21 protein-coding genes are annotated in these 24,562 nt (G+C 64.8%); 9 read left to right on the top strand and 12 right to left on the bottom strand.

All coding sequences use genetic code 11. From position 1 onward, the window contains the following. Entirely contained in the window at window positions 1-1,080 is a 1,080-nt protein-coding gene (locus tag GJV18_RS14060) for an efflux RND transporter periplasmic adaptor subunit (protein ID WP_160346653.1), read from the bottom strand. Window positions 1,081-1,086: 6 nt separating this feature from the next. Continuing rightward, window positions 1,087-1,737 carry a TetR/AcrR family transcriptional regulator gene (locus GJV18_RS14055; RefSeq protein ID WP_160346651.1) on the bottom strand — a complete coding sequence of 217 codons (651 nt, stop codon included), beginning with the start codon at window positions 1,735-1,737 and terminating at the stop codon, window positions 1,087-1,089. Between the two features lie 223 nt (window positions 1,738-1,960). Here GJV18_RS14055 and GJV18_RS14050 point away from each other — a divergent pair, with 223 nt between their 5' ends. From GJV18_RS14050 to GJV18_RS14035, 4 genes are all read left to right on the top strand, one after another. Continuing rightward, window positions 1,961-2,290, top strand: coding sequence for a hypothetical protein (locus GJV18_RS14050; RefSeq protein ID WP_160346649.1), 330 nt, complete (start codon window positions 1,961-1,963; stop codon window positions 2,288-2,290). Between the two features lie 91 nt (window positions 2,291-2,381). After that, entirely contained in the window at window positions 2,382-3,632 is a 1,251-nt protein-coding gene (locus GJV18_RS14045) for a TolC family protein (RefSeq protein WP_160346647.1), read from the top strand. Next, window positions 3,629-5,161, top strand: a complete 1,533-nt coding sequence (locus GJV18_RS14040; protein ID WP_160346645.1) for an efflux RND transporter periplasmic adaptor subunit — start codon at window positions 3,629-3,631, stop codon at window positions 5,159-5,161. Before GJV18_RS14045 ends, GJV18_RS14040 begins: the two co-directional genes overlap by 4 nt. Continuing rightward, window positions 5,158-8,337, top strand: a complete 3,180-nt coding sequence (locus tag GJV18_RS14035) for an efflux RND transporter permease subunit (RefSeq protein ID WP_160346643.1) — start codon at window positions 5,158-5,160, stop codon at window positions 8,335-8,337. Before GJV18_RS14040 ends, GJV18_RS14035 begins: the two co-directional genes overlap by 4 nt. Window positions 8,338-8,471: 134 nt before the next feature. Here GJV18_RS14035 and GJV18_RS14030 read toward each other — a convergent pair whose 3' ends face one another. From GJV18_RS14030 to metR, 5 genes are all read right to left on the bottom strand, one after another. Then, window positions 8,472-8,891: a hypothetical protein gene (locus tag GJV18_RS14030; protein WP_160346641.1), complete on the bottom strand. Its 420-nt coding sequence runs from the start codon at window positions 8,889-8,891 to the stop codon at window positions 8,472-8,474. A gap of 20 nt (window positions 8,892-8,911) precedes the next feature. Next, the gene (locus GJV18_RS14025) at window positions 8,912-11,194 is read right to left on the bottom strand and encodes a heavy metal translocating P-type ATPase (protein WP_160346639.1); all 2,283 of its coding nucleotides are present in this window, start codon (window positions 11,192-11,194) and stop codon (window positions 8,912-8,914) included. Window positions 11,195-11,289: 95 nt separating this feature from the next. Next, entirely contained in the window at window positions 11,290-11,505 is a 216-nt protein-coding gene (locus GJV18_RS14020; protein ID WP_160346637.1) for a DUF2933 domain-containing protein, read from the bottom strand. A gap of 92 nt (window positions 11,506-11,597) precedes the next feature. Continuing rightward, on the bottom strand, window positions 11,598-11,984 hold the full coding sequence (locus GJV18_RS14015) for a hypothetical protein (protein WP_160346635.1): 387 nt from the start codon (window positions 11,982-11,984) through the stop codon (window positions 11,598-11,600). A 176-nt stretch (window positions 11,985-12,160) separates the two neighbouring features. Then, window positions 12,161-13,078, bottom strand: coding sequence for a transcriptional regulator MetR (metR, locus tag GJV18_RS14010; protein WP_160346633.1), 918 nt, complete (start codon window positions 13,076-13,078; stop codon window positions 12,161-12,163). Between the two features lie 198 nt (window positions 13,079-13,276). On the opposite strand from metR, the gene metE reads away from it, so the two are divergent. Both metE and GJV18_RS14000 read left to right on the top strand, forming a co-directional pair. Further along, window positions 13,277-15,565 carry a 5-methyltetrahydropteroyltriglutamate--homocysteine S-methyltransferase gene (gene metE, locus GJV18_RS14005; protein WP_160346631.1) on the top strand — a complete coding sequence of 763 codons (2,289 nt, stop codon included), beginning with the start codon at window positions 13,277-13,279 and terminating at the stop codon, window positions 15,563-15,565. Window positions 15,566-15,740: 175 nt separating this feature from the next. Beyond that, a complete protein-coding gene (locus GJV18_RS14000; RefSeq protein ID WP_160346629.1) occupies window positions 15,741-16,742 on the top strand; it encodes an alpha/beta fold hydrolase in 1,002 nt (333 codons plus the stop codon). Here the strand turns inward: GJV18_RS14000 and GJV18_RS13995 are convergent. After that, window positions 16,666-17,748 (bottom strand): GlxA family transcriptional regulator, encoded by a 1,083-nt coding sequence (locus GJV18_RS13995; protein WP_160346627.1) that lies wholly within the window; start codon window positions 17,746-17,748, stop codon window positions 16,666-16,668. The two genes, GJV18_RS14000 and GJV18_RS13995, sit on opposite strands and share 77 nt — an antisense overlap. A 137-nt stretch (window positions 17,749-17,885) precedes the next feature. On the opposite strand from GJV18_RS13995, the gene GJV18_RS13990 reads away from it, so the two are divergent. Both GJV18_RS13990 and GJV18_RS13985 read left to right on the top strand, forming a co-directional pair. Next, window positions 17,886-18,716, top strand: a complete 831-nt coding sequence (locus GJV18_RS13990; protein WP_160346625.1) for an alpha/beta hydrolase family protein — start codon at window positions 17,886-17,888, stop codon at window positions 18,714-18,716. A 38-nt stretch (window positions 18,717-18,754) separates the two neighbouring features. Then, window positions 18,755-19,549, top strand: a complete 795-nt coding sequence (locus GJV18_RS13985) for an acyl-CoA thioesterase (RefSeq protein ID WP_160346623.1) — start codon at window positions 18,755-18,757, stop codon at window positions 19,547-19,549. A 220-nt stretch (window positions 19,550-19,769) separates the two neighbouring features. Here the strand turns inward: GJV18_RS13985 and GJV18_RS13980 are convergent, their stop codons facing one another. The 4 genes from GJV18_RS13980 to GJV18_RS13965 all read right to left on the bottom strand — a co-directional run bounded on the left by GJV18_RS13980 (window position 19,770) and on the right by GJV18_RS13965 (window position 22,623). Then, a complete protein-coding gene (locus tag GJV18_RS13980) occupies window positions 19,770-20,276 on the bottom strand; it encodes a DUF1993 domain-containing protein (protein ID WP_160346622.1) in 507 nt (168 codons plus the stop codon). Between the two features lie 98 nt (window positions 20,277-20,374). Further along, window positions 20,375-20,845 (bottom strand): MaoC family dehydratase, encoded by a 471-nt coding sequence (locus tag GJV18_RS13975; protein ID WP_160346620.1) that lies wholly within the window; start codon window positions 20,843-20,845, stop codon window positions 20,375-20,377. Further along, window positions 20,842-21,804 (bottom strand): alpha/beta hydrolase, encoded by a 963-nt coding sequence (locus GJV18_RS13970; RefSeq protein ID WP_160346618.1) that lies wholly within the window; start codon window positions 21,802-21,804, stop codon window positions 20,842-20,844. Before GJV18_RS13970 ends, GJV18_RS13975 begins: the two co-directional genes overlap by 4 nt. Before the next feature lie 69 nt (window positions 21,805-21,873). After that, window positions 21,874-22,623 (bottom strand): substrate-binding periplasmic protein, encoded by a 750-nt coding sequence (locus tag GJV18_RS13965; RefSeq protein WP_233280177.1) that lies wholly within the window; start codon window positions 22,621-22,623, stop codon window positions 21,874-21,876. 153 nt (window positions 22,624-22,776) lie between these two features. Between GJV18_RS13965 and fadD2 the strand changes: the two genes are divergently transcribed. Beyond that, complete coding sequence (fadD2, locus tag GJV18_RS13960) at window positions 22,777-24,465, top strand: long-chain-fatty-acid--CoA ligase FadD2 (RefSeq protein ID WP_160346616.1); 1,689 nt, start codon at window positions 22,777-22,779, stop codon at window positions 24,463-24,465. The last annotated feature ends 97 nt before the right edge of the window (window positions 24,466-24,562 follow it).

Here is a 24,562-nt window from a genome sequence, read left to right as displayed (position 1 = left end):
TCAGCTGCCCTCGACCGTCTGGCTGATGACCTGCTGGCCCGGCTCGACAAAGCCCTGACCCAGGGTGATCAGCGCCACCTTCGGCGGCAGGCCGCTGACCCAGGCCCCCTGGTTGTCGACGCTGATCAGCTCGACCGGGGTGAACTCCACCCGCTGCTGGTCGTTCACCCACTTGACCCCGTGGCGGCCGCTGGCATCCAGGCTGAGCAGAGCCGGCGACAGGCGATGGGCCAGGGCCTCGCCGGTGGCGATATGCAGGGTGGCGCTGGCCCCGGCCAGGCGCAGGCCCTCGGGGTTGGCCACCTTGACCTCGATGCGGAAGCTGCGCGAGCCGGGGTCGGCGGCGGCGGCGATAAAGTGCAGCTCGCCTTCCATGCTGCGGCCGTCGAGCAGTTCAACCCGCACCGGCTGGCCCAGCTTGAGCTGGATCACCTCCTGCTGGGCAATCTGCGCGCTGACCTTGAGCTGGCTGATATCCACCAGGCTCAACAGGCTCTGGCCGGGCTGAACGAAGTCACCCAGTTCGACCATGCGCTGGTCGTAGATACCGGCAAAGGGCGCACTGATCGCGGTGTTCTGCAGGCTGATGCGGGCCATGTCCAGCTCGGCGCGGGCCTTGGCCAGCTCGCTCTGCAGGCGCGCCAGCTCATTGGCCGAGATCAGGTTGCGCTCGCGCAGGCGCTGGGCCGCATTGACCTCGGCCTCGCGCTGGCGCACCTCGGCCTCGCCCTTGGCGACCTGGGCCGGGCGGTTGTCGGCGGACAGGCTGAGCAGCCGCTGACCCTGTGTGACCGGGCTGCCCTTGTCCTGATCCAGGCGGGTGACGCTGCCACTGATCTGGGCGCGCAGTTCGACCCGACGCCAGGCTTCGATCTGCCCCTGCACCACATGCTGGCGCTGCATGGGCTGGGCCTGCAGCCACTGCACCTGGACCTTGCTCAGGCCCATCTCGGCAGGGGCTTGTTCGGCGCCGACTTGCTCCCGGGCGCGGAAGGCATCGCCGCTCAGCAGCCAGAGCAGCAGCAACAGGCTGATGGCGACGGCGATCAGCCAGGGGCGTTTGGACAGTTGGCTAAACATAAAGGCTTACTCGCAGGATTGGGCAAGAAGGTCGGCGGCCTGGGCGCGCAGACCGGCAATGATGAAGTCGGCGACCCGGGCGAAGTAGTCGTCCAGGGCAATGGGCTCGGCCCAGTGGGCAAAGCCGCCGGCGGCGATGCGGCCGATGACCCCGTTGACGCAGGCTTCCACCCCCCACAGCAGGTTCTGGCAGTCGGCCTGACTCAGGGCATGGGTGCCCAGAACGTCACCCAGCAGCTCGCCGAAGAACAGCTGGTAGTCGCGTTCCAGATCGAGAAACTGCTGGGGGTAGGGGGCCTCCAGGCGCTCCTGGAATTCCGGGCGGTCACAGTGGCGACACAACTGGGCCTGGATGGGGTTGCCGAGCATCTGCGCGAAGGCGCGCAGGATCACCTGGCGCATGGCCTGGCCGGCTGGGCTTGCGGCCTGCACGGCCCGCAACTCGGCCAGGTCGGCGCGGGAGCGCTCCAGCACCAGGCGCGCATAGAGCGCCTCCTTGCTGGGGAAGTGCTTGTACACCGTGCCCTTGCCGATTCCGGCAGCGATGGCCACCTCGGCAATGGTCACCCGATCCCAGGGCTGCTCGCTGAACAGCTGGCGGGCGGCGGCGAGAATGGCAAGTTCGCGCTGCTCGAAGAGACGATCCTGTAGGCGCATGGCGGCTGTATCTGCAGTTGTGACCGGTGGTCATGCTATGACTGCTGGTCACAATCGGCAAGCGGGCAGATGTAACAGGGCGTGCCCCGCCAGGCTTGCCGGGTGAGCCGTTCACCCTCTGCTGTCGCTGTGAGCTGCGGTTGTCCTGAGTACATCTCGCCGTGCCATGGTCCTTGACCTTGGTCAATTGCTCCTGTCCCGGCACGGAGCTAGACTTCCGATCATGAACGCTCTCCCTCGTCTCTGTCTGGTCGTGCTCCTGGCTCTGGTTCTGCCCTTGCAGAGCCTGGCGGGTACGCTGCTGGTCGTCGAACCTTGTCCAATGAGCCAGGATGCGCCGCAGGCGAGCGACTGCTGCGACGAGGCGGCGATGCAGGTTGGCGCTCAGCTGTGCCCGGATATGAGCAAATGCCCCAGCGCCAGCCTGCCCTTGGCCGATGGCTATGGATTGAAACTCAAGTTGTTGCCGGCCGCCGTCAGCGCCCCGCTGTACGGGCAGGCCGAACCCCTGTCCCGACCCTCGCTTGCTCCCTGGCGTCCACCCCGCGCCTGATTCCCGTCCCGTTGCCACCCCATCGTCTAGCCCTGGCGGCTCGATGGTCGTTGCGCGTCCATAGCGCGCGATATCGACAGGAATCTTCCATATGTACCGTTGTATTTCCTTTTCCGGCCGGTTGGCGGCCGGCGCGCTGGCCGCTGCCCTGCTCAGCATGCCGGTTGCGGCGCTGACTCTCGACCAGGCGTTGACTCTGGCCGAGCGCGAGGCGCCTTCGCTGGCAGCCCAGGTTGCCAATGTACAGGCCGCGCGCCATGCCGCAGTGCCGGCCGGCGAGTTACCTGATCCGAAACTGACCCTCGGCGTGCAGAACCTGCCGATCGAGGGCGACAACCGTGGTCGTCTGGATCGCGAGCCGATGACCATGCAGATGATCGGGTTGATGCAGGAGGTGCCTAGCCGAGCCAAACGTCGCGCCCGGGTCGAGGCTGCCGAGGCCGGTGTACTCAGTGCCGCCGCTCGGGAGCGGGTCGAACGCCTGCGGGTGCGGCGGCAAACCGCGCTGGCCTGGATTGCTGCACGCGCCGTGGAGGAGAAGCTGAGTCTGTTCAAAGACCTCTACGGCGAAAACGAACTGTTGGCTAAAGCAGTGCGCGCCAGCATCGCCGGTGGCCGTGGCCAGGCCGCCGACAGCGTTGCGCCCAGGCAGGAGGCGGCCTTGCTCGCCGAAGTCGAGGACCAACTGCTGCAGAGCCGCGCGCAGCAGCGAGCGGCCTTGCGCCGCTGGATCGGTCCGCGCGCCGATGAGACTCTGGCAGGTCGCCTGCCGCACTGGCCGGTGGATGCCGAGCACTATCGGCATAACCTGCAACACCATCCCGAGCTGGAACTGTTCGGCTCGATGACTGAGGCGGCCCAAGCCGAGGTGCGCCAGGCCGTGGCGGACAAGCAATCCGATTGGAGCTGGCAGCTGGCCTATCAGCAGCGCGACCCGGCCTTCGGCGATATGGTTTCGCTGCAGTTCAGCTTCGATCTGCCACTGTTTCCGGGCTCCCGGCAGAACCCCAGGATAGCCGCCAAGCAGGCTTCGCTCAGCCAGCTGCATGCCGAACGCGAGGCGGCGGAGCGTGAGCATGCCCAGCAGTTGGCCGACGACCTGGCCGAGTACCAGCGTTTCGACCGCGCGCTGCGCCGCAGCCAGGAACTCCTGCTGCCACTGGCAGAAGAGAAAGTTGCCTTGACCCTGGCGGGTTATCGAGCGGGTGAAGGCGACTTGGCCAGTGTGATCGCTGCCCGCCGCGAGCTGATCGAGGCACGCCTGAAAGACATCGACTTCGAACAGGCGCGCGCGCTGAGCAGCGCTCGCCTGCATTTCGCTTACGAAGGAGTTAGCCAATGAGTGCGACAAGTGCAAAAGGCGCGCTGCTGGCGACGCTGGTATTGGGCATAGGTGCGGCGGGCGGCTACTGGTTCGCCCAGCAATCGATGAACCATGAATCTGCGGTTACTCAAGGGCTGCCCCAGGCCAGTAAGGCCGACGAGCGCAAGGTGCTGTATTGGTACGACCCCATGGTGCCGCAGCAGAAATTCGACCAGCCGGGCAAATCGCCCTTTATGGATATGCAGTTGGTGCCGCGCTATGCCGACGAAGGTGGCGACAGCGCCGTCGTCAGCATCGATGCGAGCATCACTCAGAACCTGGGCATGCGCCTGGCCCCGGTGACCCGCGGGGCGCTGGCCAACAGCCTGGAAGCGACCGGTAGCCTGACCTTCAATACCCGCGATATCGCCGTGGTGCAGGCGCGTACGGGCGGTTTCGTCGAGCGCGTCTATGCCCGCGCACCGGAGGATCTGCTCGAAGCCGGCGCGCCCCTGGCCGATCTGCTGGTGCCAGAGTGGGTACGTACCCAGGAAGAGTATCTGGCCCTGCGCGATGCCGGCGATCCTGCCTTGCTGGCCGCAGCACGCCAGCGTCTGCGCCTGGCCGGCATGCCCGCGGCGCTGATCACAAGGTTCGAGCGTAGCGGCAAGGTCCAGGCGCTGTGGACGGTGACCAGCCCGATTGCCGGCGTATTGCAACAACTCGATGTGCGCGAGGGCATGAACCTGATGGCGGGTGACACCCTGGCGACCATCAACGGCTTGCGCAGCGTCTGGCTGGATGTGGCAGTGCCCGAGGCCCAAATCCTGGGCCTGCATCCAGGTCAGGTGGTCGAGGCGCGGTTGCCGGCGTTTCCCGGCGAAGTGCTTGGCGGCAGCATCGAAGCCATTCTGCCCCAGGCCAACCTGGACAGCCGCACCCTGCGCGTACGGGTCGTGCTGGACAACCCCGATGGCCGCCTGCGCCCGGGCCTGACCGCCCAGGTACGGCTGGCCCGGTCGGCCGAACTCGATGCGCTGTTCGTACCCAGCGAGGCGGTGATCCGCAGCGGTCGCCGCGCCCTGGTGATGCTTGCCGAAGGCGAGGGGCGCTACCGCCCGCTGGAAGTCCGCCTGGGCCAGGAGGCCGCGGGCAATACGCAGATACTTGAGGGCCTGCAGGAGGGCCAGCAGGTGGTCGCTTCCGGGCAGTTTCTGCTCGATTCCGAGGCCAGCCTGCGCGGCATCCCGGTTCAGGAACTGGGCGCGCCGGCGGCCGAGGTCAAGCTTGAGTCGGCTCTGCATGAAGCCGAGGGGCAGATCGACTCCATCGAAGACGATGGGGTGATGCTCACCCATGGCCCGTTCAAGACCCTGGGCATGCCGGGCATGAGCATGCTGTTTCCGATCGTCGATGCGGCGCTGCTGGAAGGCTTCAAGCCCGGCGACCGGGTGCGGGTCGGGGTGCGCGCCGATGACGAGGGTATGCGCATCGAACGCATCGAGCGCCTGGCACCCGTAGCCGAGGAAAACCAAAGCCATGATGACCATCGGGAGGCACAGCCATGATCGCCGCGCTGATTCGCTGGTCTCTGGCCAACCGCCTGCTGGTGCTGCTGGCCAGCCTGTTCGCCACCGCCTGGGGCGCCTGGTCGGTGCAGAACATCGCCATCGATGCCTTGCCGGATCTGTCCGATACCCAGGTGATTATCCGCACGCCTTATGCAGGGCAGGCCCCGCAGATCGTCGAGAATCAGGTCACCTATCCGCTGGCCAGCGCCATGCTCTCGGTGCCAGGAGCCAGCACGGTGCGCGGCTTTTCCTTCTTCGGTGACAGCTTCGTGTATGTCCTGTTCGAAGACGGCACCGACCTCTACTGGGCGCGCTCGCGGGTGCTGGAGTACCTCAGCCAGATCCAGGAGCGCCTGCCGGCCGGGGCCAAACCGGCCCTGGGGCCGGATGCCACCGGAGTCGGCTGGATCTACCAGTACGCCCTGGTCGATCGCAGCGGCCAGCACGACCTGGCGCAGCTGCGCGCCCTGCAGGACTGGTTCCTCAACTTCGAGCTCAAGGCCCTGGCCAATGTCGCCGAGGTGGCGAGCATCGGCGGCATGGTCAAGCAGTACCAGGTGCTGCTCGACCCGATCAAGTTGGCCAGCCGCGGCATCAGCCAGCAGCAGGTGGCGGCGGCCATCGGCGCGGCCAACCAGGAAAGCGGCGGCAGCGTGCTGGAACTGGCCGAGGCCGAATATATGGTGCGCGCTTCCGGCTACCTGCAGAGCCTCGCGGACTTTCGCGCCATTCCCCTGCGCCTGGATGGCGGCGGGGTGCCGGTGACCCTGGGCGAGGTGGCGCATATCCAGCTCGGCCCGGAAATGCGCCGCGGCATCGCCGAGCTGGACGGCGAGGGCGAGGTGGTCGGCGGCGTGGTGATCCTGCGCAGCGGAGCGAACGCGCGCAGCACCATCGACGCGGTCAAGGCCAAACTCGACGAGCTGCAGGCCAGCCTGCCCGAGGGTGTGGAGATCGTCACCACCTACGACCGCAGCCAGCTTATCGACCGCGCGGTGCGCAACCTGGGCGAGAAGCTGGTGGAGGAATTCGTCGTCGTGGCCCTGGTGTGCCTGGCGTTTCTCTGGCACCTGCGCTCCTCCCTGGTGGCCATCGTCTCGCTGCCGCTGGGGGTGCTGATCGCCTTTGTCGTCATGCAGCAGCAGGGCATCAACGCCAACATCATGTCCCTCGGCGGCATCGCCATCGCCATCGGCGCCATGGTCGACGCGGCCCTGGTGATGATCGAGAACGCGCACAAGAAGATCGAGCACTGGCATGCCGAACATCCGGGCCAGCAACTCAAGGGCGAGCAGCATTGGCGGGTGATCGGTGCGGCGGCGGTGGAGGTGGGCCCGGCGCTGTTCTTCAGCCTGATGATCATCACCCTGTCGTTTATCCCGGTGTTCACCCTGCAGGCCCAGGAAGGCCGCCTGTTCGGCCCGCTGGCCTTCACCAAGACCTACTCCATGGCCGCCGCCGCCGGGCTGTCGGTAACCCTGGTGCCGGTGCTGATGGGTTACTGGATTCGCGGGCGCATCCCGGACGAGCAGCGCAACCCGCTCAACCGCGGGCTGATCCGCCTCTACCAGCCGGCCCTGGAACAGGTGCTGCGCCATCCCAAGGCGACCCTGGTGCTGGCCCTGCTGATATTTCTCAGCGCGCTGTGGCCGGCCAGCCAGCTGGGCGGCGAGTTCCTGCCGCCGCTGGACGAGGGCGACCTGCTGTATATGCCCACCGCATTGCCCGGCTTGTCCGCGCAGAAAGCCGCGCAGCTGCTGCAGCAGAGCAACCGCATGATCAAGACGGTGCCCGAGGTGGCGCGGGTATTCGGCAAGGCCGGGCGCGCCGACAGCGCCACCGATCCGGCGCCGCTGGAGATGTTCGAGACCACCATCCAGTTCAAGCCGCGCGAGCAATGGCGCCCCGGCATGACCGCGGAAAAGCTGGTGGAGGAGCTGGACCGCGCGGTGCAGGTGCCGGGCCTGGCCAACCTGTGGATTCCGCCGATCCGCAACCGTATTGACATGCTCGCCACCGGGATCAAGAGCCCGATCGGAGTCAAGGTCGCCGGCAGTGACCTGGCCCAGATCGACGCTGTGGCCCAGGCGGTGGAGCGGGTGGCGCGTACGGTGCCCGGCGTCAGCTCGGCGCTGGCTGAACGCCTTACCGGCGGGCGCTATATCGACATCGACATCGACCGGGTGGCGGCTGCCCGCTACGGCCTGAATATCGCCGAGGTGCAGGACCTGGTGGCCGGCGCCATCGGCGGGATGAACGTCGGCGAAACCGTGGAAGGCCTGGCGCGCTTCCCCATCAACCTGCGTTACCCGCGTGAATGGCGCGATTCATTGAGCCGTCTGCGTGAGTTGCCGATCTACACCCCCCAGGGTAGCCAGATCACCCTGGGCACGGTGGCCCAGATCGGTATCAGCGACGGCCCGCCCATGCTCAGAAGCGAGAATGCGCGGCCCTCCGGCTGGGTCTATATCGACACCCGCGGCCGCGACATGGCCTCGGTAGTGAGGGACCTGCGCCAGGCCATCGCCGAGCAGGTGCGCCTGCAACCCGGCATGAGCCTGAGCTTCGCCGGTCAGTTCGAATTTCTCGAACGGGCCAATGCGCGGCTCAAACTGGTGGTGCCAGCCACCCTGCTGATCATCTTCGTGCTGCTCTACCTGTGCTTCTCGCGCTTCGACGAGGCGTTGCTGATCATGGCCACGCTGCCGTTCGCCCTGACGGGTGGCATCTGGTTCCTCTACTGGCTGGGCTACAACCTGTCGGTGGCCACCGGGGTGGGCTTTATCGCCCTGGCGGGTGTAGCGGCGGAGTTTGGCGTGATCATGCTCTTGTACCTGCGCAACGCCTGGGCCGAGCGCCAGGCGGCGGGGCAGGGCACACCGGCGGCATTGTTTGCGGCTATTCGCGAGGGTGCGGTGCAACGGGTGCGGCCCAAGGCGATGACAGTGGCGACCATCATCGCCGGTCTGTTGCCGATTCTGCTGGGCAGTGGCAGCGGTAGCGAGATCATGAGCCGCATCGCCGCGCCCATGGTCGGCGGCATGCTCAGTGCGCCGCTGCTGTCGTTGCTGGTGCTGCCGGCGGCCTATCAGCTGTTGCGCCTGCGCGAGTTGCGGCGTCAGGGTGAGGGCGCTGGGGCCGTGTCTGCTTTATCCGAGCAGGAGCGCAGTTAGTGGGCAGGTGCCTGGCGATCAGCGTTCAGGCTTAAGTTATGGCAGGGAGTAGGCGGCTGGCTGTCTGGGTCACAGCAGCTCTGATGTAACCCGGATGGCGAGTTCACTCGGCCACCCGGGCGGGTTCAGCTGTATCACTGGCCTTGCTGCATGCCTTGGCTTTCCAGCATCTGCTCCATCATCTGCATCATGCCCTGCATATTTTCGTGCATGTCCTTCATGCACTGTTGCTGGGCGGCATCATCCTTGGCCATGGGGCACTGACTGTTCTGCATGCCTTGGCGCATCATGCTCATCTTGTCCTGCATGGCCTTGTGGTGTTCGGCGCGGATTTTCTGTTTTTCCTCCGGGGTTTTGGCAGCGTGCATCTGCTGCATCATCTCGTGCATCTTGCCCATGTCCATGCCGCCCATCATGCCCATGCCTTGGCCTGCGGTGGCGGGTGGGGTGGCGGCACCTTGGGGGTGATGGGCCTCCTCGGCAAAGGCCGGGGCGGCCAGCAGTGCGCCGGTCAGGGCGAGGGCGGTCAGGGTCTTGTAGGTGAATGTGTGCATGGTGTTTCTCCTGCTGGGTTTTATTGGGTTTTGCGGATAACGCTCAAGGAAGCTCGCTTGAGCAGTAGGGAATTGGCGATCACCGACAGCGAACTGGCGGTCATGGCGATCACGCCGATCATCGGGTGGAGCAGGCCGACGGCGGCGATGGGAATGGCGGCGACGTTGTAGGCCGAGGCCCAGATCAGGTTTTCGACGATCTTGCGGAAGGTCAGGCGCGACAGCTGCGCGGCCTCCACCAGGCCTATCAGGCGTCCGCCGACCAGGATCACGTCGGCGGCTTCCATGGCTACGTCGGCGCCACTGCCGATGGCAATGCCGACATTGGCCTGCTTCAGGGCCGGGGCGTCGTTGATACCGTCGCCGACCATAGCCACCCACGGGCCGTATTCGGCTTGTAGCTGGCGAATCACTTCGACCTTGCCGCTGGGCAGGACACCTGCGTGTACGCTGTCGATGCCCACTTGCGCGGCGATATGGGCGGCGGCGCGCGGGTTGTCGCCGGTCAGCATCACGGTGTGGATGCCCAGGGCGCGCAGTTCGGCGATGGCGGCCTGGGCGTCCTCCTTGAGGCTGTCGGCCACCGCCACCACGCCGATCAAGTATTCGGCGCGGGCCACATAGAGGGCGGTCTTGCCCTGGTTTTCCAGGGCTTCCAGCTGGCTGGCCAGGGCGGCGGTGTCCACCTGGCATTGCTGCATCCAGCGCGCATTGCCGACGCGGATCAACTGACCGTCCACCTGGCCCTGCACGCCCAGGCCGTTGAGCGCCTGGAATTCGCTCAGGGCACCCAGTTCCAGGCCGAGTTCCTTGGTGCGTTCGACCATGGCCTGGGCAATCGGGTGCTCGGAGCCGTATTCCACGCTGGCCGCCAGGCGCAGCAGCGCCTGTTCGTCGACTCCGGCGCTGGGCAGGCAATCGGTGACCACCGGCTTGCCCAGGGTGATGGTGCCGGTCTTGTCCAGCACCATCACCTTGATTTCCTTGAACATCTGAATGGCGGTGCCGGAACGGTAGAGAATGCCGCGCTCGGCGCCGCGCCCGGCACCCACCATCAACGCGGTCGGGGTGGCCAGACCGAGGGCGCAGGGGCAGGCGATCACCAGCACCGCGACCGCCGACAACAGCCCCACCAGCCCCGGCGACAGCTCTGGGTTGACCCAGGGCAACCAGGTTGCGCCCCATACCAGCACGCCGCGCAGCGACTCGCCCCAGAGCAGCCAGACCACCAGGCTGGCCAGGCTGATCAGCAGCACCAGGGGCACGAAGCGCCCGGTCACGCGGTCGGCGAACTCCTGGATCGGCACCTTGGAGCTTTGCGCGTGCTCGACCAGGTCGATCACCTGGGCCAGGAAGGTGTCCTGGCCGACCCTGGTGGCGCGCACGGTGAGCAGGCCTTCCTTGTTCAGGGTCGCGCCTATCACCGCATCCCCCGGGCCTTTCTCCTTCGGCAGCGATTCGCCGGTGGCCAGGGACTCGTCGACATGGCTGTTACCCTCGACCACTTCGCCGTCGCTGGGGATTTTCTCGCCGGGGCGCACCAGCATCAGGTCGCCGACCGCCACGGCTTCGATTGGCACCTGGACTTCCTTGCCGTCGCGCAGCAGCACCGCGCTCTTGGCCCCCAGTTCCAGCATCTTGCGGATCGCTTGGGAGGCGCGCCCCTTGGCGCGGGCCTCCAGATAGCGGCCGATCAAGTGGAAGGTGGTGATGGTGGCGGCCATCTCGACGAAGGAGGTCATGGGGTAGATAAACCCTACCAGGCCGATAAAGTAGGGCGGCAGGCTGCCCAGGCTGATCAGCACATCCATATTGGCGGTGCGGTTGCGCAGCGCCTTCCAGGCCGATACATGGGTGCTGGCTCCGGCGATAAACACCGGAATGGCGGCGAGCACCACCACGATGGCCAGGTAGCCGGGCACCGCTACACCGGCCATGGGCAAAACCATCAGCAGCATGATCAGGGTCGCCGGTACGCCGGCTATCCACATGCGTCGCCAGGCGTCGCGCAGGTACTGCTCTTCCTCTGCGGCCCCTGTGGGTTCGCCCTCGGTAGTGGCCAGCACCGCCTTGGCCACCTGATAGCCGGCTTGCTCCACGGCCTGCTGGAGGGCGGCAAGGCTGGTCTGCTCGGCATCGAACTCGATCCGCACCTTGTGGCTGGCAATGCTGGTGCTCAGCTCGGCGATACCCGGCAGGCGCTTGAGCGACTGGCTGACCAGGCCGGCGCAATGGTCGCTACCCATGCCGGGCACTATCAATATCGCAGTCTGGCGACTGCCGATTGATTCGATCGCATTCATGGCCTGGGCTCCTGTTGAGCAGGCTTAGTGGCGGCAGTGCCGAACAGTTGTGGGATCAAGGCTGGCATTCGCGTCATCTGCTGGCGCCTCCTGGCTTAGTGCCGGTGATCGTCGTGCCTGCCATGGCCGCTGTGCATAAACAGATGCATCAGCGGGCACAGCAGCAGGATCAGATAGGGCAGGGCAGCGAGCAGATGGGTTTCGTGCTCTTCCCAGAGGAGAAACAGGGCGATGGTTGCGAAAAACACCAGTGCAGGCCAGAAGCGCCAGGGGTTGTTGGCGGCATGGGCGCGATGCGGGTCATGGGGCATGTGGGCACTCTCCAAAAAACCGAGGGGCGCAGGGCTAGGCACGGCGTGGGCCGGCACAGCGCGGCTGCGGGTTCTAGCGGGGGAGAGTGGCGCTATTCGTTATAGCGATGCAGCCGCTTGCGAATAGGCGCAGGTAGGCCGGGGCTGAATAAGGGTATGAGCAGTAAGCGGCCGATGCGCCGCTGCAGGTCGTTGAGCAGGCCCAGGTTACCAGCCAGGGCAAACAGAGCGGTCAAGGCCAGGAGCGTCAGTAGTTGCTGGTTGAACGGCGCGTTCTGTACGGCGCTGCAGCTATCTGTTGTGCCGTGATCCTGGCTGGCATGCTCGTGGCCGCTGTAGATGGCGACCTCGGCGGCGTCGTGGGCGTGGGCGCTGGCGACTTGAATATGGGCGAAGGAGCAGGCGATAAGCAGCACACACCAGAGCGCCAGCAGATGTCTGCTGAATGCTCTATAGCGGCTGCGCATCGCCTGGATCATGGGGTTCGGTTTCCGCGTCTATGGGTGTTGTCGTTTTGATTAAAGCGCAGGAGCGCTCAGACGCAATTGATCCAGGTCATAGGTGGGCGGGCGACTTTATCCTGGCCGCCGGCATTTGGGCCGGGGTGATCCTGATCTTTGCTCGGGACATAGGCCACATGCGCGGCGGCGGCCATCTAGCGCGCCACGCTGACCCCTTCCAGATTGGCGAAGGAGGTGTCCTTGGCGGTGAGCAGGAAGTCGCGCATAAAGGGCGCATCCAGCATATCGGTGCGGATGCCGGCGTACAGGGTGGCGAACAGGCCCTTGTCGCCCAGGCGCTTGGCCGTGACATAGCCGCGCGAGCTGTATTCGTGCAGCGCCCAGTTGGGCAGACCGCAGACGCCCCGGCCGCTGGCCACCAGCTGCATCATCATCACCGTCAGCTCCGAGGTGCGTACCTGGGCGGGTTCCACATCTGCAGGCTCCAGAAAGCGGGTAAAGATATCCAGGCGGTCCCGTTCAACCGGGTAGGTGATCAGGGTTTCCGTGGCCAGGTCTTCGGGCTTGATGCAGGGTTTGCTGGCCAGCGGATGCTGGTTGGCCACCGCCAGCATGGCCTCGTAGGTAAACAAGGGCACATAGGTGATGCCGGCCAGTTCCAGCGGGTCCGAGGTTACCACCAGGTCCAGATCGCCTCGGGCCAGGGCCGGCAGTGGGGCGAAGGAGAAGCCCGAGGCCAGGTCCAGTTCCACCTCCGGCCAGGCGTCGCGGAACTGGTCGATGGTCGGCATCAGCCACTGGAAGCAGCTGTGGCATTCGATGGCCATATGCAGGCGCCCGGCCGTGCCGCCGGCCAGGCGCGCCAGGTCGCGCTCGGCGCCGCGCAGCAGCGGCAATACCGCGTCAGACAGCTGCAGCAGGCGCAGGCCGGCACTGGTAAAGCGCACCGGTTTGGTCTTGCGCACGAACAGCGGCATGCCCAAGCGTTCCTCCAGTTCCTTGAACTGATGGGACAGCGCCGACTGGGTCAGGTGCAGGCGCTCGGCAGCCTCCACCAGGCTGTCGCTTTCGCGCAGGGCATGCAGGGTTTTCAGATGGCGCAGTTCGAGCATGGGGGCCTCGGCGGGAGGGTAGGGTGGATGACGTTGTTTTCATCCACCATTGGCAAACACAGGTGGTGGTGGATGGATGAAGCGTCATCCACCCTACATGAGAAAAACTATAGATCAAGACGAATATCTTGAGTTTGTCTCACTCGCAAAGGCTGCCGAGAATGGCTCCATCGAATTGATCTGATGGAGCGTTTTGACATGGCCTTGTCCCATTCCCTGGGTTTCCCCCGCATCGGCGCCGACCGTGAACTGAAAAAAGCCCTTGAAGCCCACTGGAAAGGCGAGCTGGACGAAGCCGGGCTGCGCGCCGTGGGCCGCCAGCTGCGTGCCCGTCATTGGCAGCTGCAGAAGGAGGCCGGTATCGACGTGCTGCCGGTGGGCGACTTCGCCTGGTACGACCAGGTGCTGACCCATTCCCTGAGCTTTGGCGTGATCCCCGAGCGCTTCCGCCCGGCAGACGGCAAACCGAGCCTGGATACCCTGTTTGCCATGGCCCGGGGTGTGTCGAATAGCTGCTGTGGCGCTGCTCACGCCCAAGAGATGACCAAGTGGTTCGATACCAACTATCACTATCTGGTGCCCGAATTCAGTGTCGATCAGCAGTTCGCCCTGAGCTGGGAGCAGTTGTTCGAGGAAGTGGACGAAGCCCATGCCCTCGGCCACAGGGTCAAGCCGGTGCTGATCGGCCCGCTCACCTATCTATGGCTGGGCAAGACCAAGGGCAGCGATTTCGACAAGCTGGAGCTGCTCGAACGCCTGCTGCCGGTCTACGGCGAAATCCTCCAGCGCCTGGCCGCCCAGGGCGTTGCGTGGGTGCAGATCGATGAGCCGATTTTGGTGCTGGATTTGCCGCAAGACTGGAAGAACGCCTTCGAGCGGGCCTACAACCTGCTGCAGCGCGAGCCGTGCAAGAAGCTTGTCGCTACTTACTTCGGTGGCCTGGAGGACAACCTTGGCCTGGCCGCCAGCCTGCCGGTGGATGGCCTGCATATCGACCTGGTGCGTGCCCCCGAGCAGTTCCCCACCATCCTCGACCGCCTGCCGGCCTACAAGGTGCTGTCGCTCGGTGTGGTCAACGGGCGCAACGTCTGGCGCACCGACCTGCAGCAGGCCCTGACGGTTTTACAGCAGGCCCGGGAGCGGTTGGGGTCGCGCCTGTGGGTGGCGCCGAGTTGCTCGCTGTTGCACAGCCCGGTGGACCTGAGCCGCGAGGACAGCCTGGATGCCGAGCTGAAAAGCTGGCTGGCCTTCGCCGTGCAGAAGTGCGAGGAAGTTGCCGTGCTAACCCGCGCGCTCAACACCCCCGAGGATGCCCAGGTGCAGGCCGCTTTGGCGGCAAGCCGCGCGGTGCAGGCCAGCCGCGCGCAATCGCCGCGCATCCACAAACCGGCGGTGCAGGCGCGTTTGGCCGCTATCACCGCTGCCGACAGCCAGCGCCAGTCGCCATTTGCCACGCGCATCGAGCAGCAGCGCGCACGCCTGCAGTTGCCGGCATTGCCGACCACCACCATTGGTTCTTTCCCGCAAACTGCGTCGATCCGCCTGGCGCGTCAGGCGTACAGGGCCGGCAAGTTGTCCGCTGTCGAGTACAGCGAAGCCATGCACAGCGAAATCCGCCACGCCGTCGAGGTGCAGGAAAACCTCGGTCTGGATGTGCTGGTGCACGGCGAGGCCGAGCGCAACGACATGGTCGAGTACTTCGCCGAACAGCTGGACGGCTATGCCTTTACCCGTTTCGGCTGGGTGCAGAGCTACGGCTCGCGCTGCGTCAAACCGGCGGTGATCTACGGCGATCTGAGCCGGCCCAAGGCCATGACCGTGGAATGGATTGCCTATGCGCAATCCCTCAGCAAGAAGCTGGTAAAGGGCATGCTGACCGGCCCGGTAACCATGCTGATGTGGTCCTTCCCGCGCGACGATATCTCCCGCGAGCAGCAGGCGCGCCAGCTGGCGCTGGCCATTCGGGATGAAGTCGTGGATCTGGAGGCGGCCGGCATCCGGATCATCCAGATCGACGAGGCCGCCTTCCGTGAAGGCCTGCCACTGCGCAAGGCGCAGTGGCGCGAGTACCTGGATTGGGCCAGCGAAGCCTTCCGTCTGACGGCCAGCGGTGTGCGTGACGAAACCCAGATTCACACCCATATGTGCTACAGCGAGTTCAACGATGTGATCGAGTCCATCGCCGCCATGGATGCCGATGTGATCACCATCGAGACCTCGCGCTCGGATATGGAGTTGTTGCAGGCCTTCGAGCGCTTCGACTACCCCAACGATATCGGCCCCGGGGTCTACGACATCCACTCGCCACGGGTGCCGGACAGCGGCGAAATGCTCAAGCTGCTGCGCAAGGCGGTCCAGCGTATCCCGGTCGAGCGGTTGTGGGTCAACCCGGATTGCGGCCTGAAAACCCGCGCCTGGCCGGAAACCGAGGCGGCGCTGGTCAATATGGTGGCCGCGGCCCGCCAGCTGCGTAGCGAACTGGCGTAGGTTGGAAAACCGCGCTGCGTTTTCCACCCGTGCAGCCTGGATTTAGCCGCCCTCAAGACGAACGGCAGCCTGCCGTTCGTCTCCCTTCATCAAACTGTCACGCTTGTGTGGCAGCGCGCTCGCACAAAGATCACCACACTCGCCACTCAATGGGGTTCTGCGTTCTGGTGTTTCTATGCGTGCGTTGATTGTTCTGCTGGCGCTGTGCAGCGCGCTGTGCAGCGCGCTGTCAGCTATGGCTGCTGAGCGCTGCACGGCGCGGGTGGCCACCGATCTGGTCGAGCTGGGCGAGGTGCGCCTGGCCTATCAGAGCATCGGCCGGGCCAGCGACCCGGCGCTGTTGCTGGTCATGGGCCTGGGTGGGCAGCTGATCCATTGGCCCGATGAGGTGGTCGAGCGCCTGTGCCAGCAGGGTTTTCGGGTGATTCGTTTCGATAACCGCGATGTCGGCCTGAGTAGCTGGCGTGCCGAGGCGCCGAGCAGCAACCTGGCCTACGAGGTGCTGCGCTACCGCCTGGGCCTGGGCGCCACGGCCCCCTACAGCCTGCGTGATATGGCCAGAGATAGCCTGGGTTTGATGGACGCCCTGGGCGTGCAGCAGGTGCATGTGCTGGGGGCCAGCATGGGCGGCATGATCGCCCAGCATATGGCCGATCTGGCGCCTGAGCGGGTGCAGAGCCTGACCCTGATCATGACCAGCTCCGGTGCCCAGGGCCTGCCCGCGCCGGACGAGCGACTGCTGCGCCTGCTGGCTCGACGCGAGGCCGCCAGCCGCGAGCAGGCCCTGGCACAACAGGCCGACCTGCTGGCGGCTTTGGGCAGCCCGGCGGTGACGGATGATCGTGAACTGCTGATGCGGCAGGCCCGGCAGGCCTATGAGCGCGCCTTCAATCCTGAAGGCGTGCAGCGTCAGTTGCTGGCGATTCTGGCTGAGCCCAGCCGGGTCGAGCTGTTAAATCGCCTGCGGGTGCCGACCCTGGTGGTCCACGGCACCGCCGATCCGCTGCTGCCGGTGATGCATGGCGTGCATGTGGCGGCGCATATCAAGGGCAGCGAACTAAAGCTGATTCCGGGGCTGGCCCACCGTTTTCAGGAGGCCTTCAAGGAGCCGCTGCTGGCGGCGGTGCTGCCCCATCTGCAGGCGCAGCGCCAGGACGAGCGCTGGGTGCGGCTGTAATGGCTGCCTGGGCGGGCCTGCTGGCGAAACGTTTGCGGTAGGCGCTGGGGGCCAGCCCCACGCGCTGTTTGAACAGGCGGCGAAAGGAATTGCCGTCCTCGTAGCCCACCTGCAGGGTGATCTGCTCGAAGGCGTCTTCGCTGGTCTCCAGCAGCAGCTTGGCTTTTTCGATACGCAACTCCTGCAGGTACTGCATGGGCGTCTGCCCGGTGGCGTCCTTGAAACGGCGGATCAGGTTGCGTGGGCTCAGGCCGAACTGCTCCGCCAGTTGTTCCAGCTGAACAGGGCTGCTCAGGTGCTTCTCCAGCCAGATCTGCAGGCGCAGAACTTCGGCATCGCTGTGGTTCTTCTTGAAGGTGGTGCTGGCGTAGGGCATCTGGCTGCGGGCCGTGACATCCACCAGCAGTTTCTTGGCGCATTCGGCGGCCAGTTGCGGCGAGGCGAACTTGCGGATCAGGTGCAGCAACAGGTCGCTGCAGCTGGTGGAGCCGCCCGAGCACAGCAGCTGGCCGTCATCGGTGACGGTGCGTTCGGTGTGCAGCCTGACCTTGGGAAACCGCCGGGCGAACTGCTCGCTGAAGGCCCAGTGGGTGGTGGCGCTGCGCCCGTCGAGCAGACCGGCCTGGGCGGTGACAAAGGCGCCGGTGCACAGGCTGGCGATATAGCGGCCCTGTTGGTGCTGCTGGCGTAGCCAGTCGATCATCGTGCTCAGCCGCGGCAGTACGCCGAGGATATTGAACATAAAGCCCGGCACCACAACCAGCTCGCAGGGCGGCAGATCGGCGATGGCCCAATCCGGAGTCAGGCGCAGGCCGCCGGTGCAGGCCACGGGCTGGCCGTCCAGCGATGCCGTGTGCAGATGAAACAGCGGCGTGCTGCCTGCCTGCTGGCGCGCCTGCTTATCCTGGGCGTAATGGTGCAGCACATTGGCCGTTTCGAAGAACTCCAGGGCAGCGGCCACGCTGGTGGAGGAACACTGATCGGCCATTAGCAGCGCCACATTCATCGCAACAGCTCCCTGTGTTGTTCAGGCGGGGAAAACTCGCATGTTATTTGTCATTTCTCGCCATGGCTGCCGCAGCGGGGGCTCGGTAGCCTGCATGGACTCGGGACGATAGCAAATAATTCAAGGGAGTTACCCGCATGAAGCACGCGGCTTATCGGTTGTTCAAGAAACCCTTCTTCGGCCGTTTCGCGCGCCCCTGGCGTTGGCCGGAGGAGGCGCAGCAGAGTCACTGGCGCAGGTTGCAGCTGCGCAGCCAGTCCGGCGCACGCCTGGCCGCCCTGCTGGCGCCGGCCCATGGCAGTCAGGCCAAGGGCGCGGTGCTGCTGTGTCACCCCATGGGCGTGGCGGCCAAGGGGTTCTGGATCAAGTACGGCCATGCCGAACTGCTGCGCCAGGCCGGTTACCACGTGATGCTGTTCGATCTGAACGGCTTTGGCGAAAGCAGCTCCAGCACCATGGACTTTCACCTGGATGTGCTGGCCGCCGGCCAGGCTCTGCAGGCCGAATACCCGCAGCTTCCGGTGGCGGTGCTGGGGGCCTCCATGGGCGCGGCGATGAGCCTGTGCGCCATGGCCGATGAGGCCCATCCGTTCAAGGCGGCGGTGCTGGAGGCGGCCTTTCCGACCCTGCTGCACTTCTGGTCGCGCTACCCCATTCCTCGTTTGGGCATTCAGCTGTCCAGGCTGGTCTATCCCGCCGGCGAGCGGCGTCTGCGCCCGCTGCATGCGGCCGAGCAGTTGCAGGGCAGCCCGGCGTTGCTGCTGATCTACGGCGAGGCCGATGAATTCACCCCGGTGCGCGATGGCCAGCTGCTCTGGCAGGCGCTGCGCGAGCGCACTCCGACCCGCTTCTGGCAGGTGCCCGAGGCCCGCCATACCCATGCCTATGCCGCTGCGCCCGAGGCCTACGCGCAGCAGGTGATCGGCTTTCTTGACGAGCAACTGGGTGGCTGGCGGCAGGTTGCCTGAGGCAGGACTGCAGTTGGAATAATGGATTGGAGGCTGGTATGGATTTCAATGATGTATTGGTTGCCGTACGCGATAGCGTCGGGCAGAGCCTGGATATTCCGCAGAACTGGGGCCAGGGGCGGGCCACCTTTGGCGGGCTGGTGGCGGCCGTGATGCTGCAGCGGATAGAGGTCGAAGTCGGCGTGCAGCGGCCACTGCGTTCGCTGTCGCTGTCCTTTGTCGCGCCAGTGGTGCCGGGAGCATTGCAGGTGCAGGTGCGCCTGCTGCGCGAAGGCAAGGCCGCGATTCAGGTGCAGGCCACGGCCTTGCAGCAGGAACAGGTGTGCGCGGTGATGCTGGCCAGTTTCGGCAGTGATCGCGAATCCGTGGTGCAGGTGGAGCACCCTGGCGCACCGGCCTTCACGGCGCCGGATCAGGTGCAGGCCTTTCCCTTTATCCCCGGTTTGACGCCAGACTTTACCCAGTATTTCGACTACCGCTACACCCTGGGCAAGATGCCCTTTATGGGTGGGCAGCAGACCGAGATGGGCGGCTGGATTCGCCTGCGTGAGGCTTCGCCGGCAGTGGTATGCTCCAGCACCCTCTTGGCCCTTGTGGATGCCTGGCCACCGGCGGTGTTCAGTCTGTTGAAAAAGCCCGCGAGCGGCAGCTCGCTGACCTGGACCCTGAGCGTGGCAGAGCTGCCGACAGACTGCAGCGGCAATGACTGGTGGCAATATCGCGCGGCAATCCAGAGTTCGGCCAACGGCTACAGCCATATCGACTCAACCCTGTGGGACAAGCATGGCCGGGCCTGTGTGCTCAGTCGGCAGACGGTCAGTGTGTTTGCCTAGCAGGCTGTTGAAAAACGTTGGCGAGGCCGCCAGCGCAAGGCAAAAACAGGCGAAAAAGCGCAGTGTACGAGTCGTACATGAGCATTTGATTCGCTTCGCTCACCCCTCCGGGGCCGTGCTAAAGCACGTTCAGTCTTCGGCTGTGAGCCTGTTTTTAACGCTGCGATGGCAACGCAGGTAGTTTTTCAACAGCCTGCTAGGCGACCGAGCAGGGCCGTGCTTAACGGGTGCCGAGGAAATCGCGCTTGCCGATGCTGACACCGTTGTGGCGCAGGATGGCGTAGGCGGTGGTGTAGTGGAAATAGAAGTTCGGCAGGACGTGATCAAGCAGAAAGGCCTGGCCCTGGAACTGGGTTTCCTTGTCGCGGCGCTTGAGGGTGATGGTGCGTGCTTCGCTGCCGTCGATCTGCGCAGCATTCAGGCTGGCGAGAAAGTTCAGGGTGGTGGTGATACGGGCCTGCAGTTCGGCGAAGCTGGTTTCGTCGTCGGCCTGGCTCGGCGCTTCGACCCCGGCCAGCAGGGCGGCGCCGGCCTTGGCACCGTCGCAGGCGATCTGTACCTGGCGGCTCAGTGGGAACATGTCGGGGGCCAGGCGGGCGTTGAGAAAGACGCTCTGCTCGATCTTCTTCTCTTCGGCGTGGGCGGCGGCGATACCCAGGATGGTCGACAGATTGTTCAACTGGCGGGTAAACACCGGGATGGACGCTTGGTACATGGACAGGGACATAGAAATCTCCAGGGGCGCCGAAACGGATTGTCCGAGCGCGAGGCTGTAGCAGGGGCTTGCACCGCTGCGGTCGGCGGCGGTGCAATGAGCGGCCAGGATTAGCCGACTGTGATTGGGGGCAGTTTGGTCAGTTCGACCGTTTGCGCCTTGCGCGGCGCGAGGATTTCCGCTTCGCCGTCCACTACCAGCTCATCGTTCTGGTTGAACACCCGGGTGGCCATGCGTACGCGGAATTTCGGCAGTTTTTCCAGCACTTCCAGGCGTACGGTGAGGGTGTCGCCGAGCTTGACCGGGGCGGTAAAACGCATGCTCTGGCCCAGGTAGATGGTGCCCGGGCCGGGCAGCTCGCAGGCCACGGCGGCGCTGATCAGGGCGCCGCTGAACATGCCGTGGGCAATGCGCTCCTTGAACATGGTTTCGGCGGCGTAGGCCGCATCCAGGTGCACCGGGTTGTGGTCGCCGGAAACTTCGGCGAACAGCTGCACATCGCGCTCACTGACGGTCTTGCTGTAGCTGGCGGTCTGGCCGACTTCCAGGGCGTCGTAGGGGGTATTGCTGCTTTGCGTCATGGATGGCTCTCTTGAGTCTTGGGGTGGGGCTGGCGCGGTTGGCTCAGGGCCTGGTGCAGCCAGTCGATAAGGAAGGCGGTGACCTCGTCGCGGTTGCGCTCGTTGAGCAGTTCGTGACGGGCCTCGGGGTAGAGCTGCAGGTGTACCCGCTGATTGCCGGCGCGGCGCAGGGCTTCGGCCAGGTCGCGCTGGCGTTTGCCGTCGCTGACCGGGTCGCACTCGCCGCCGATCACCAGCAGCGGCAGTTGGCTGTCGATCTGTGCCAGGTTCTCCACTGGAGTGATCTGCTGCAGGCCGCCCAGCAGGTCGATCCACAGCTGGTTGACGCAGCGGAAGCCGCACAGCGGGTCGTTCACGTACTTGTCCACTTCATCCGGGTCGCGGCTCAGCCAGTCGAACTCGGTGCGGTTGGGTTTGAAGCGTTTGTTGAACGAGCCGAAGCTGGCAAATTCGAGCAGGGCGCTGCGGCCCTGCGGGCCCTGGCGCCAGCGTTCGAAGCGGGCCATTAGCTGGGCGATGCGGTACAGCGCCATCGGCTGGTAGTTGGAACCGGAGAGGATGGCGCCCTGTAGGCTGCTGCTGTGCTGCATCAGGTAGGCCTGACTGATATAGCTGCCCATGCTGTGACCCAGCAGGAAGATCGGCGCCTGGGGATGCTGCTGGCGGATATGGTGATTGAGCCGGGCCAGATCGTTTACCACCAGGCTCCAGCCGTCGCGCTCGGCATATTGGCCGAGCAGGCCGTGCTCGGCGCTTTTGCCATGGCCGCGCTGGTCATGGGCATAGACGTCGAAACCGGCGCCCGTCAGGGCCTCGGCCAGGCGGGCGTAGCGGCCACTGTGTTCGGCCATGCCATGGGCCACCATCAGCACCGCTTTGGGCGGCTGCTCGGCATGCCAGCGGTTCACGTAGAGGGGCGGTGCATCGGTGCTGGTGAGCCAGAACGCTTCGTGGAGCATGGCGAGTCCCTTGAGCCTGCAGGAATTGCGCATTGTGCACGGCGTCGGCGTTCAGGCAAAGCCTGGTGCTCAGCGATTGTGCGCACGCAGGATCTGCATGTACTCGCCATTGGCGTGCAGCTGGCGCAGGCCCTGTTCGAAGATGGCAATCCAGTTGGGCTGGCCTGCCTGGGGTGGGGTAAAGCCGACCAGCAGGGGGATGCGTTCCAGCACCGCGCCCTGCCAGACCAGTTGACCGCGCAGCTGTGGGGTGTGGGCAATCAGGTGTTCACCGACAACACGCTCCAGCAGCACCAGGTCGAAACGGCCGGCCTGCAGCTTGCGCAGGTTGCTGATGTCGTCCACGGCCTCTTCCAGCACCAGGCCGGCCTCCAGAATGTGCTGGGGGTAGCCGTAACCTCGAACCAGCCCGAGCTTGTGTCCGGCCAGTTGGCGCAGGTCGCGAAACTGCAGCCCGTGATCGCGGCGCACAAACAGGCCCAGCTCGCTGTAGAACAGTGGCCGAGAGGCAATCAGACGCTCTTCCTTGACCTCCTTGGGCCACAACGCCAGGGCGCCCTGATAGTTGCCGTTGCGCAGGTCGGCGCGGACCCGTGCCCAGGGCAGAAAGTCGATCTGCGCGTCATAACCCTGCAGGGCAAAGGCGCGCCGGGTCAGCTCGACTATGCTGCCGCCGGCGGGCAGGTGCTCGGAGCTGTAGGGCGGGTATTCCAGGGTGGCCAGGCGCAATTGTGGCGTGGCCCAGGTGCTGGGGCCGAGCAGGAGGAGGGCAAGAATGCCGAGCAGACGCTGAAGCATGGGCAGGGGATCTACAGTCATAGGGGTTATGACCCATTAGTCACAGAGTGAGGGGCGAGATTCAGCTCGTCAATGACGTTAGTCGATCTATTTGCGCGCCTTGTGTTAGCTGTTACTTTCCTGGCAGCTCCGCGATGCGGATTAGGATCATTTCAGGGCAAGAGGATAAAAATAATGCAGCCTGATTTCTGGAACGACAAACGCCCGGCTGGCGTACCCAATGACATCGACCTGGCGAGCTACAAGTCGGTGATCGAAGTGTTCGAGCGCTCGTGCAAGAAATTTGCCGATCGTCCGGCCTTCAGCAATATGGGCGTAACCCTGACCTATGCCGAGCTGGATCGCCTCTCCGGGGCCTTTGCCGCCTATCTGCAGAAACACACCGACCTCAAGCCGGGCGAGCGCATCGCGGTGCAGATGCCCAATGTGCTGCAGTACCCGATTGCCGTGTTTGGCGCCCTGCGCGCCGGGCTGATCGTGGTCAATACCAACCCGCTGTACACCGCCCGCGAGATGCGTCACCAGTTCAAGGACGCCGGGGTGCGTGCCCTGGTCTACCTGAACATGTTCGGCAAGCTGGTGCAGGACGTGCTGCCCGATACCGAAATCGACTACCTGGTCGAAGCGCGCATGGGGGATCTGATGCCCAGCCTCAAGGGCTGGCTGGTCAACACCCTGGTGAAGAAGGTCAAGAAGATGGTGCCGGATTACCAGCTGCCTCAGGCCGTCTCCTTCAAGCAAGCACTTAAACAGGGGCAGGGGCAGGCGCTCAAGCCGGTCAATGTTGGCCAGGCCGATATCGCCGTGCTGCAGTACACCGGCGGCACCACTGGCGTGGCCAAGGGCGCCATGCTTACCCATGGCAATCTGGTGGCCAACATGCTGCAGGTCGATGCCTGCCTGTCGCAGCTGGGGCCGGACGGCAGCCCGCTGATGAAGCAGGGCCAGGAGATCATGATCGCGCCGCTGCCGCTCTACCATATCTATGCCTTTACCGCGAACTGCATGTGCATGATGGTCAACGGCAATCACAACGTGCTGATCACCAATCCGCGGGATATTCCGGGTTTTATCAAGGAACTGGGCAAGTGGCAGTTCTCCGCACTGCTGGGGCTCAACACTCTGTTTGTCGCGCTGATGGATCACCCGGAGTTCAAGAACCTCGACTTCTCCAGGCTCAAGGTCACCAACTCCGGTGGTACGGCCCTGGTCAAGGCCACCGCCGAGCGCTGGCAGCAGATGACCGGCTGTACGGTGGTGGAAGGCTATGGCCTGACCGAAACCAGCCCGGTGGCCAGCACCAACCCTTATGGCGATAAGGCGCGTCTGGGCACCGTGGGCATTCCAGTGCCGGGCACGGCATTCAAGGTGATCGATGATGAGGGCGTGGAGCAGCCCCATGGCGAGCGTGGCGAACTCTGTATCAAGGGGCCGCAGGTGATGAAGGGCTACTGGCAGCGCCCCGAGGCCACCGCCGAGGTGCTGGATGCCGATGGCTGGTTCAAGACGGGCGATGTGGCGGTGATCGATCCCGACGGTTTCGTGCGTATCGTCGATCGCAAGAAGGACATGATCATCGTCTCCGGCTTTAACGTGTACCCCAACGAGATCGAGGATGTGGTCATGGCTCACCCCCAGGTCGCCAGTTGTGCGGCTATCGGCGTGCCGGACGAGAAGTCCGGTGAGGCGGTCAAGCTGTTCGTGGTGGCCCGCGAGGGCGGGGTGACGGAGGCGGAGCTCAAGGCCTTCTGCAAGGAAAACTTCACCGGTTACAAGGTGCCCAAACACATCGTGTTCAAAGATGCGTTGCCAATGACCCCGGTGGGCAAAATCCTGCGCCGTGAGCTGCGCGATATCGCCTGAGGTGCTGTGTTGAACTGGGGTAAATGAAGATGACCGGATCTTGTGATCCGGTCTTTTTTTGACTGTTTATACTTTCTTTGGTGCTGGTCGCTGTTCG

Origin of the sequence: Pseudomonas xionganensis (assembly GCF_009763245.1) — a bacterium.
Taxonomy (GTDB): Bacteria; Pseudomonadota; Gammaproteobacteria; order Pseudomonadales; family Pseudomonadaceae; genus Aquipseudomonas; species Aquipseudomonas xionganensis.
Note: the sequence above shows the minus strand (reverse complement) of the source record. Positions and strands in the feature narration are given on the sequence as shown.

What these genes read in the sequence shown, in the direction of transcription:
- GJV18_RS14060 (WP_160346653.1), bottom strand. Translation starts at nt 1,080, where the DNA reads ATGTTTAGCCAACTGTCCAAACGCCCCTGGCTGATCGCCGTCGCCATC.
- GJV18_RS14055 (WP_160346651.1), bottom strand. Translation starts at nt 1,737, where the DNA reads ATGCGCCTACAGGATCGTCTCTTCGAGCAGCGCGAACTTGCCATTCTC.
- GJV18_RS14050 (WP_160346649.1), top strand. Translation starts at nt 1,961, where the DNA reads ATGAACGCTCTCCCTCGTCTCTGTCTGGTCGTGCTCCTGGCTCTGGTT.
- GJV18_RS14045 (WP_160346647.1), top strand. Translation starts at nt 2,382, where the DNA reads ATGTACCGTTGTATTTCCTTTTCCGGCCGGTTGGCGGCCGGCGCGCTG.
- GJV18_RS14040 (WP_160346645.1), top strand. Translation starts at nt 3,629, where the DNA reads ATGAGTGCGACAAGTGCAAAAGGCGCGCTGCTGGCGACGCTGGTATTG.
- GJV18_RS14035 (WP_160346643.1), top strand. Translation starts at nt 5,158, where the DNA reads ATGATCGCCGCGCTGATTCGCTGGTCTCTGGCCAACCGCCTGCTGGTG.
- GJV18_RS14030 (WP_160346641.1), bottom strand. Translation starts at nt 8,891, where the DNA reads ATGCACACATTCACCTACAAGACCCTGACCGCCCTCGCCCTGACCGGC.
- GJV18_RS14025 (WP_160346639.1), bottom strand. Translation starts at nt 11,194, where the DNA reads ATGAATGCGATCGAATCAATCGGCAGTCGCCAGACTGCGATATTGATA.
- GJV18_RS14020 (WP_160346637.1), bottom strand. Translation starts at nt 11,505, where the DNA reads ATGCCCCATGACCCGCATCGCGCCCATGCCGCCAACAACCCCTGGCGC.
- GJV18_RS14015 (WP_160346635.1), bottom strand. Translation starts at nt 11,984, where the DNA reads ATGATCCAGGCGATGCGCAGCCGCTATAGAGCATTCAGCAGACATCTG.
- metR (WP_160346633.1), bottom strand. Translation starts at nt 13,078, where the DNA reads ATGCTCGAACTGCGCCATCTGAAAACCCTGCATGCCCTGCGCGAAAGC.
- metE (WP_160346631.1), top strand. Translation starts at nt 13,277, where the DNA reads ATGGCCTTGTCCCATTCCCTGGGTTTCCCCCGCATCGGCGCCGACCGT.
- GJV18_RS14000 (WP_160346629.1), top strand. Translation starts at nt 15,741, where the DNA reads ATGCGTGCGTTGATTGTTCTGCTGGCGCTGTGCAGCGCGCTGTGCAGC.
- GJV18_RS13995 (WP_160346627.1), bottom strand. Translation starts at nt 17,748, where the DNA reads ATGAATGTGGCGCTGCTAATGGCCGATCAGTGTTCCTCCACCAGCGTG.
- GJV18_RS13990 (WP_160346625.1), top strand. Translation starts at nt 17,886, where the DNA reads ATGAAGCACGCGGCTTATCGGTTGTTCAAGAAACCCTTCTTCGGCCGT.
- GJV18_RS13985 (WP_160346623.1), top strand. Translation starts at nt 18,755, where the DNA reads ATGGATTTCAATGATGTATTGGTTGCCGTACGCGATAGCGTCGGGCAG.
- GJV18_RS13980 (WP_160346622.1), bottom strand. Translation starts at nt 20,276, where the DNA reads ATGTCCCTGTCCATGTACCAAGCGTCCATCCCGGTGTTTACCCGCCAG.
- GJV18_RS13975 (WP_160346620.1), bottom strand. Translation starts at nt 20,845, where the DNA reads ATGACGCAAAGCAGCAATACCCCCTACGACGCCCTGGAAGTCGGCCAG.
- GJV18_RS13970 (WP_160346618.1), bottom strand. Translation starts at nt 21,804, where the DNA reads ATGCTCCACGAAGCGTTCTGGCTCACCAGCACCGATGCACCGCCCCTC.
- GJV18_RS13965 (WP_233280177.1), bottom strand. Translation starts at nt 22,623, where the DNA reads ATGACTGTAGATCCCCTGCCCATGCTTCAGCGTCTGCTCGGCATTCTT.
- fadD2 (WP_160346616.1), top strand. Translation starts at nt 22,777, where the DNA reads ATGCAGCCTGATTTCTGGAACGACAAACGCCCGGCTGGCGTACCCAAT.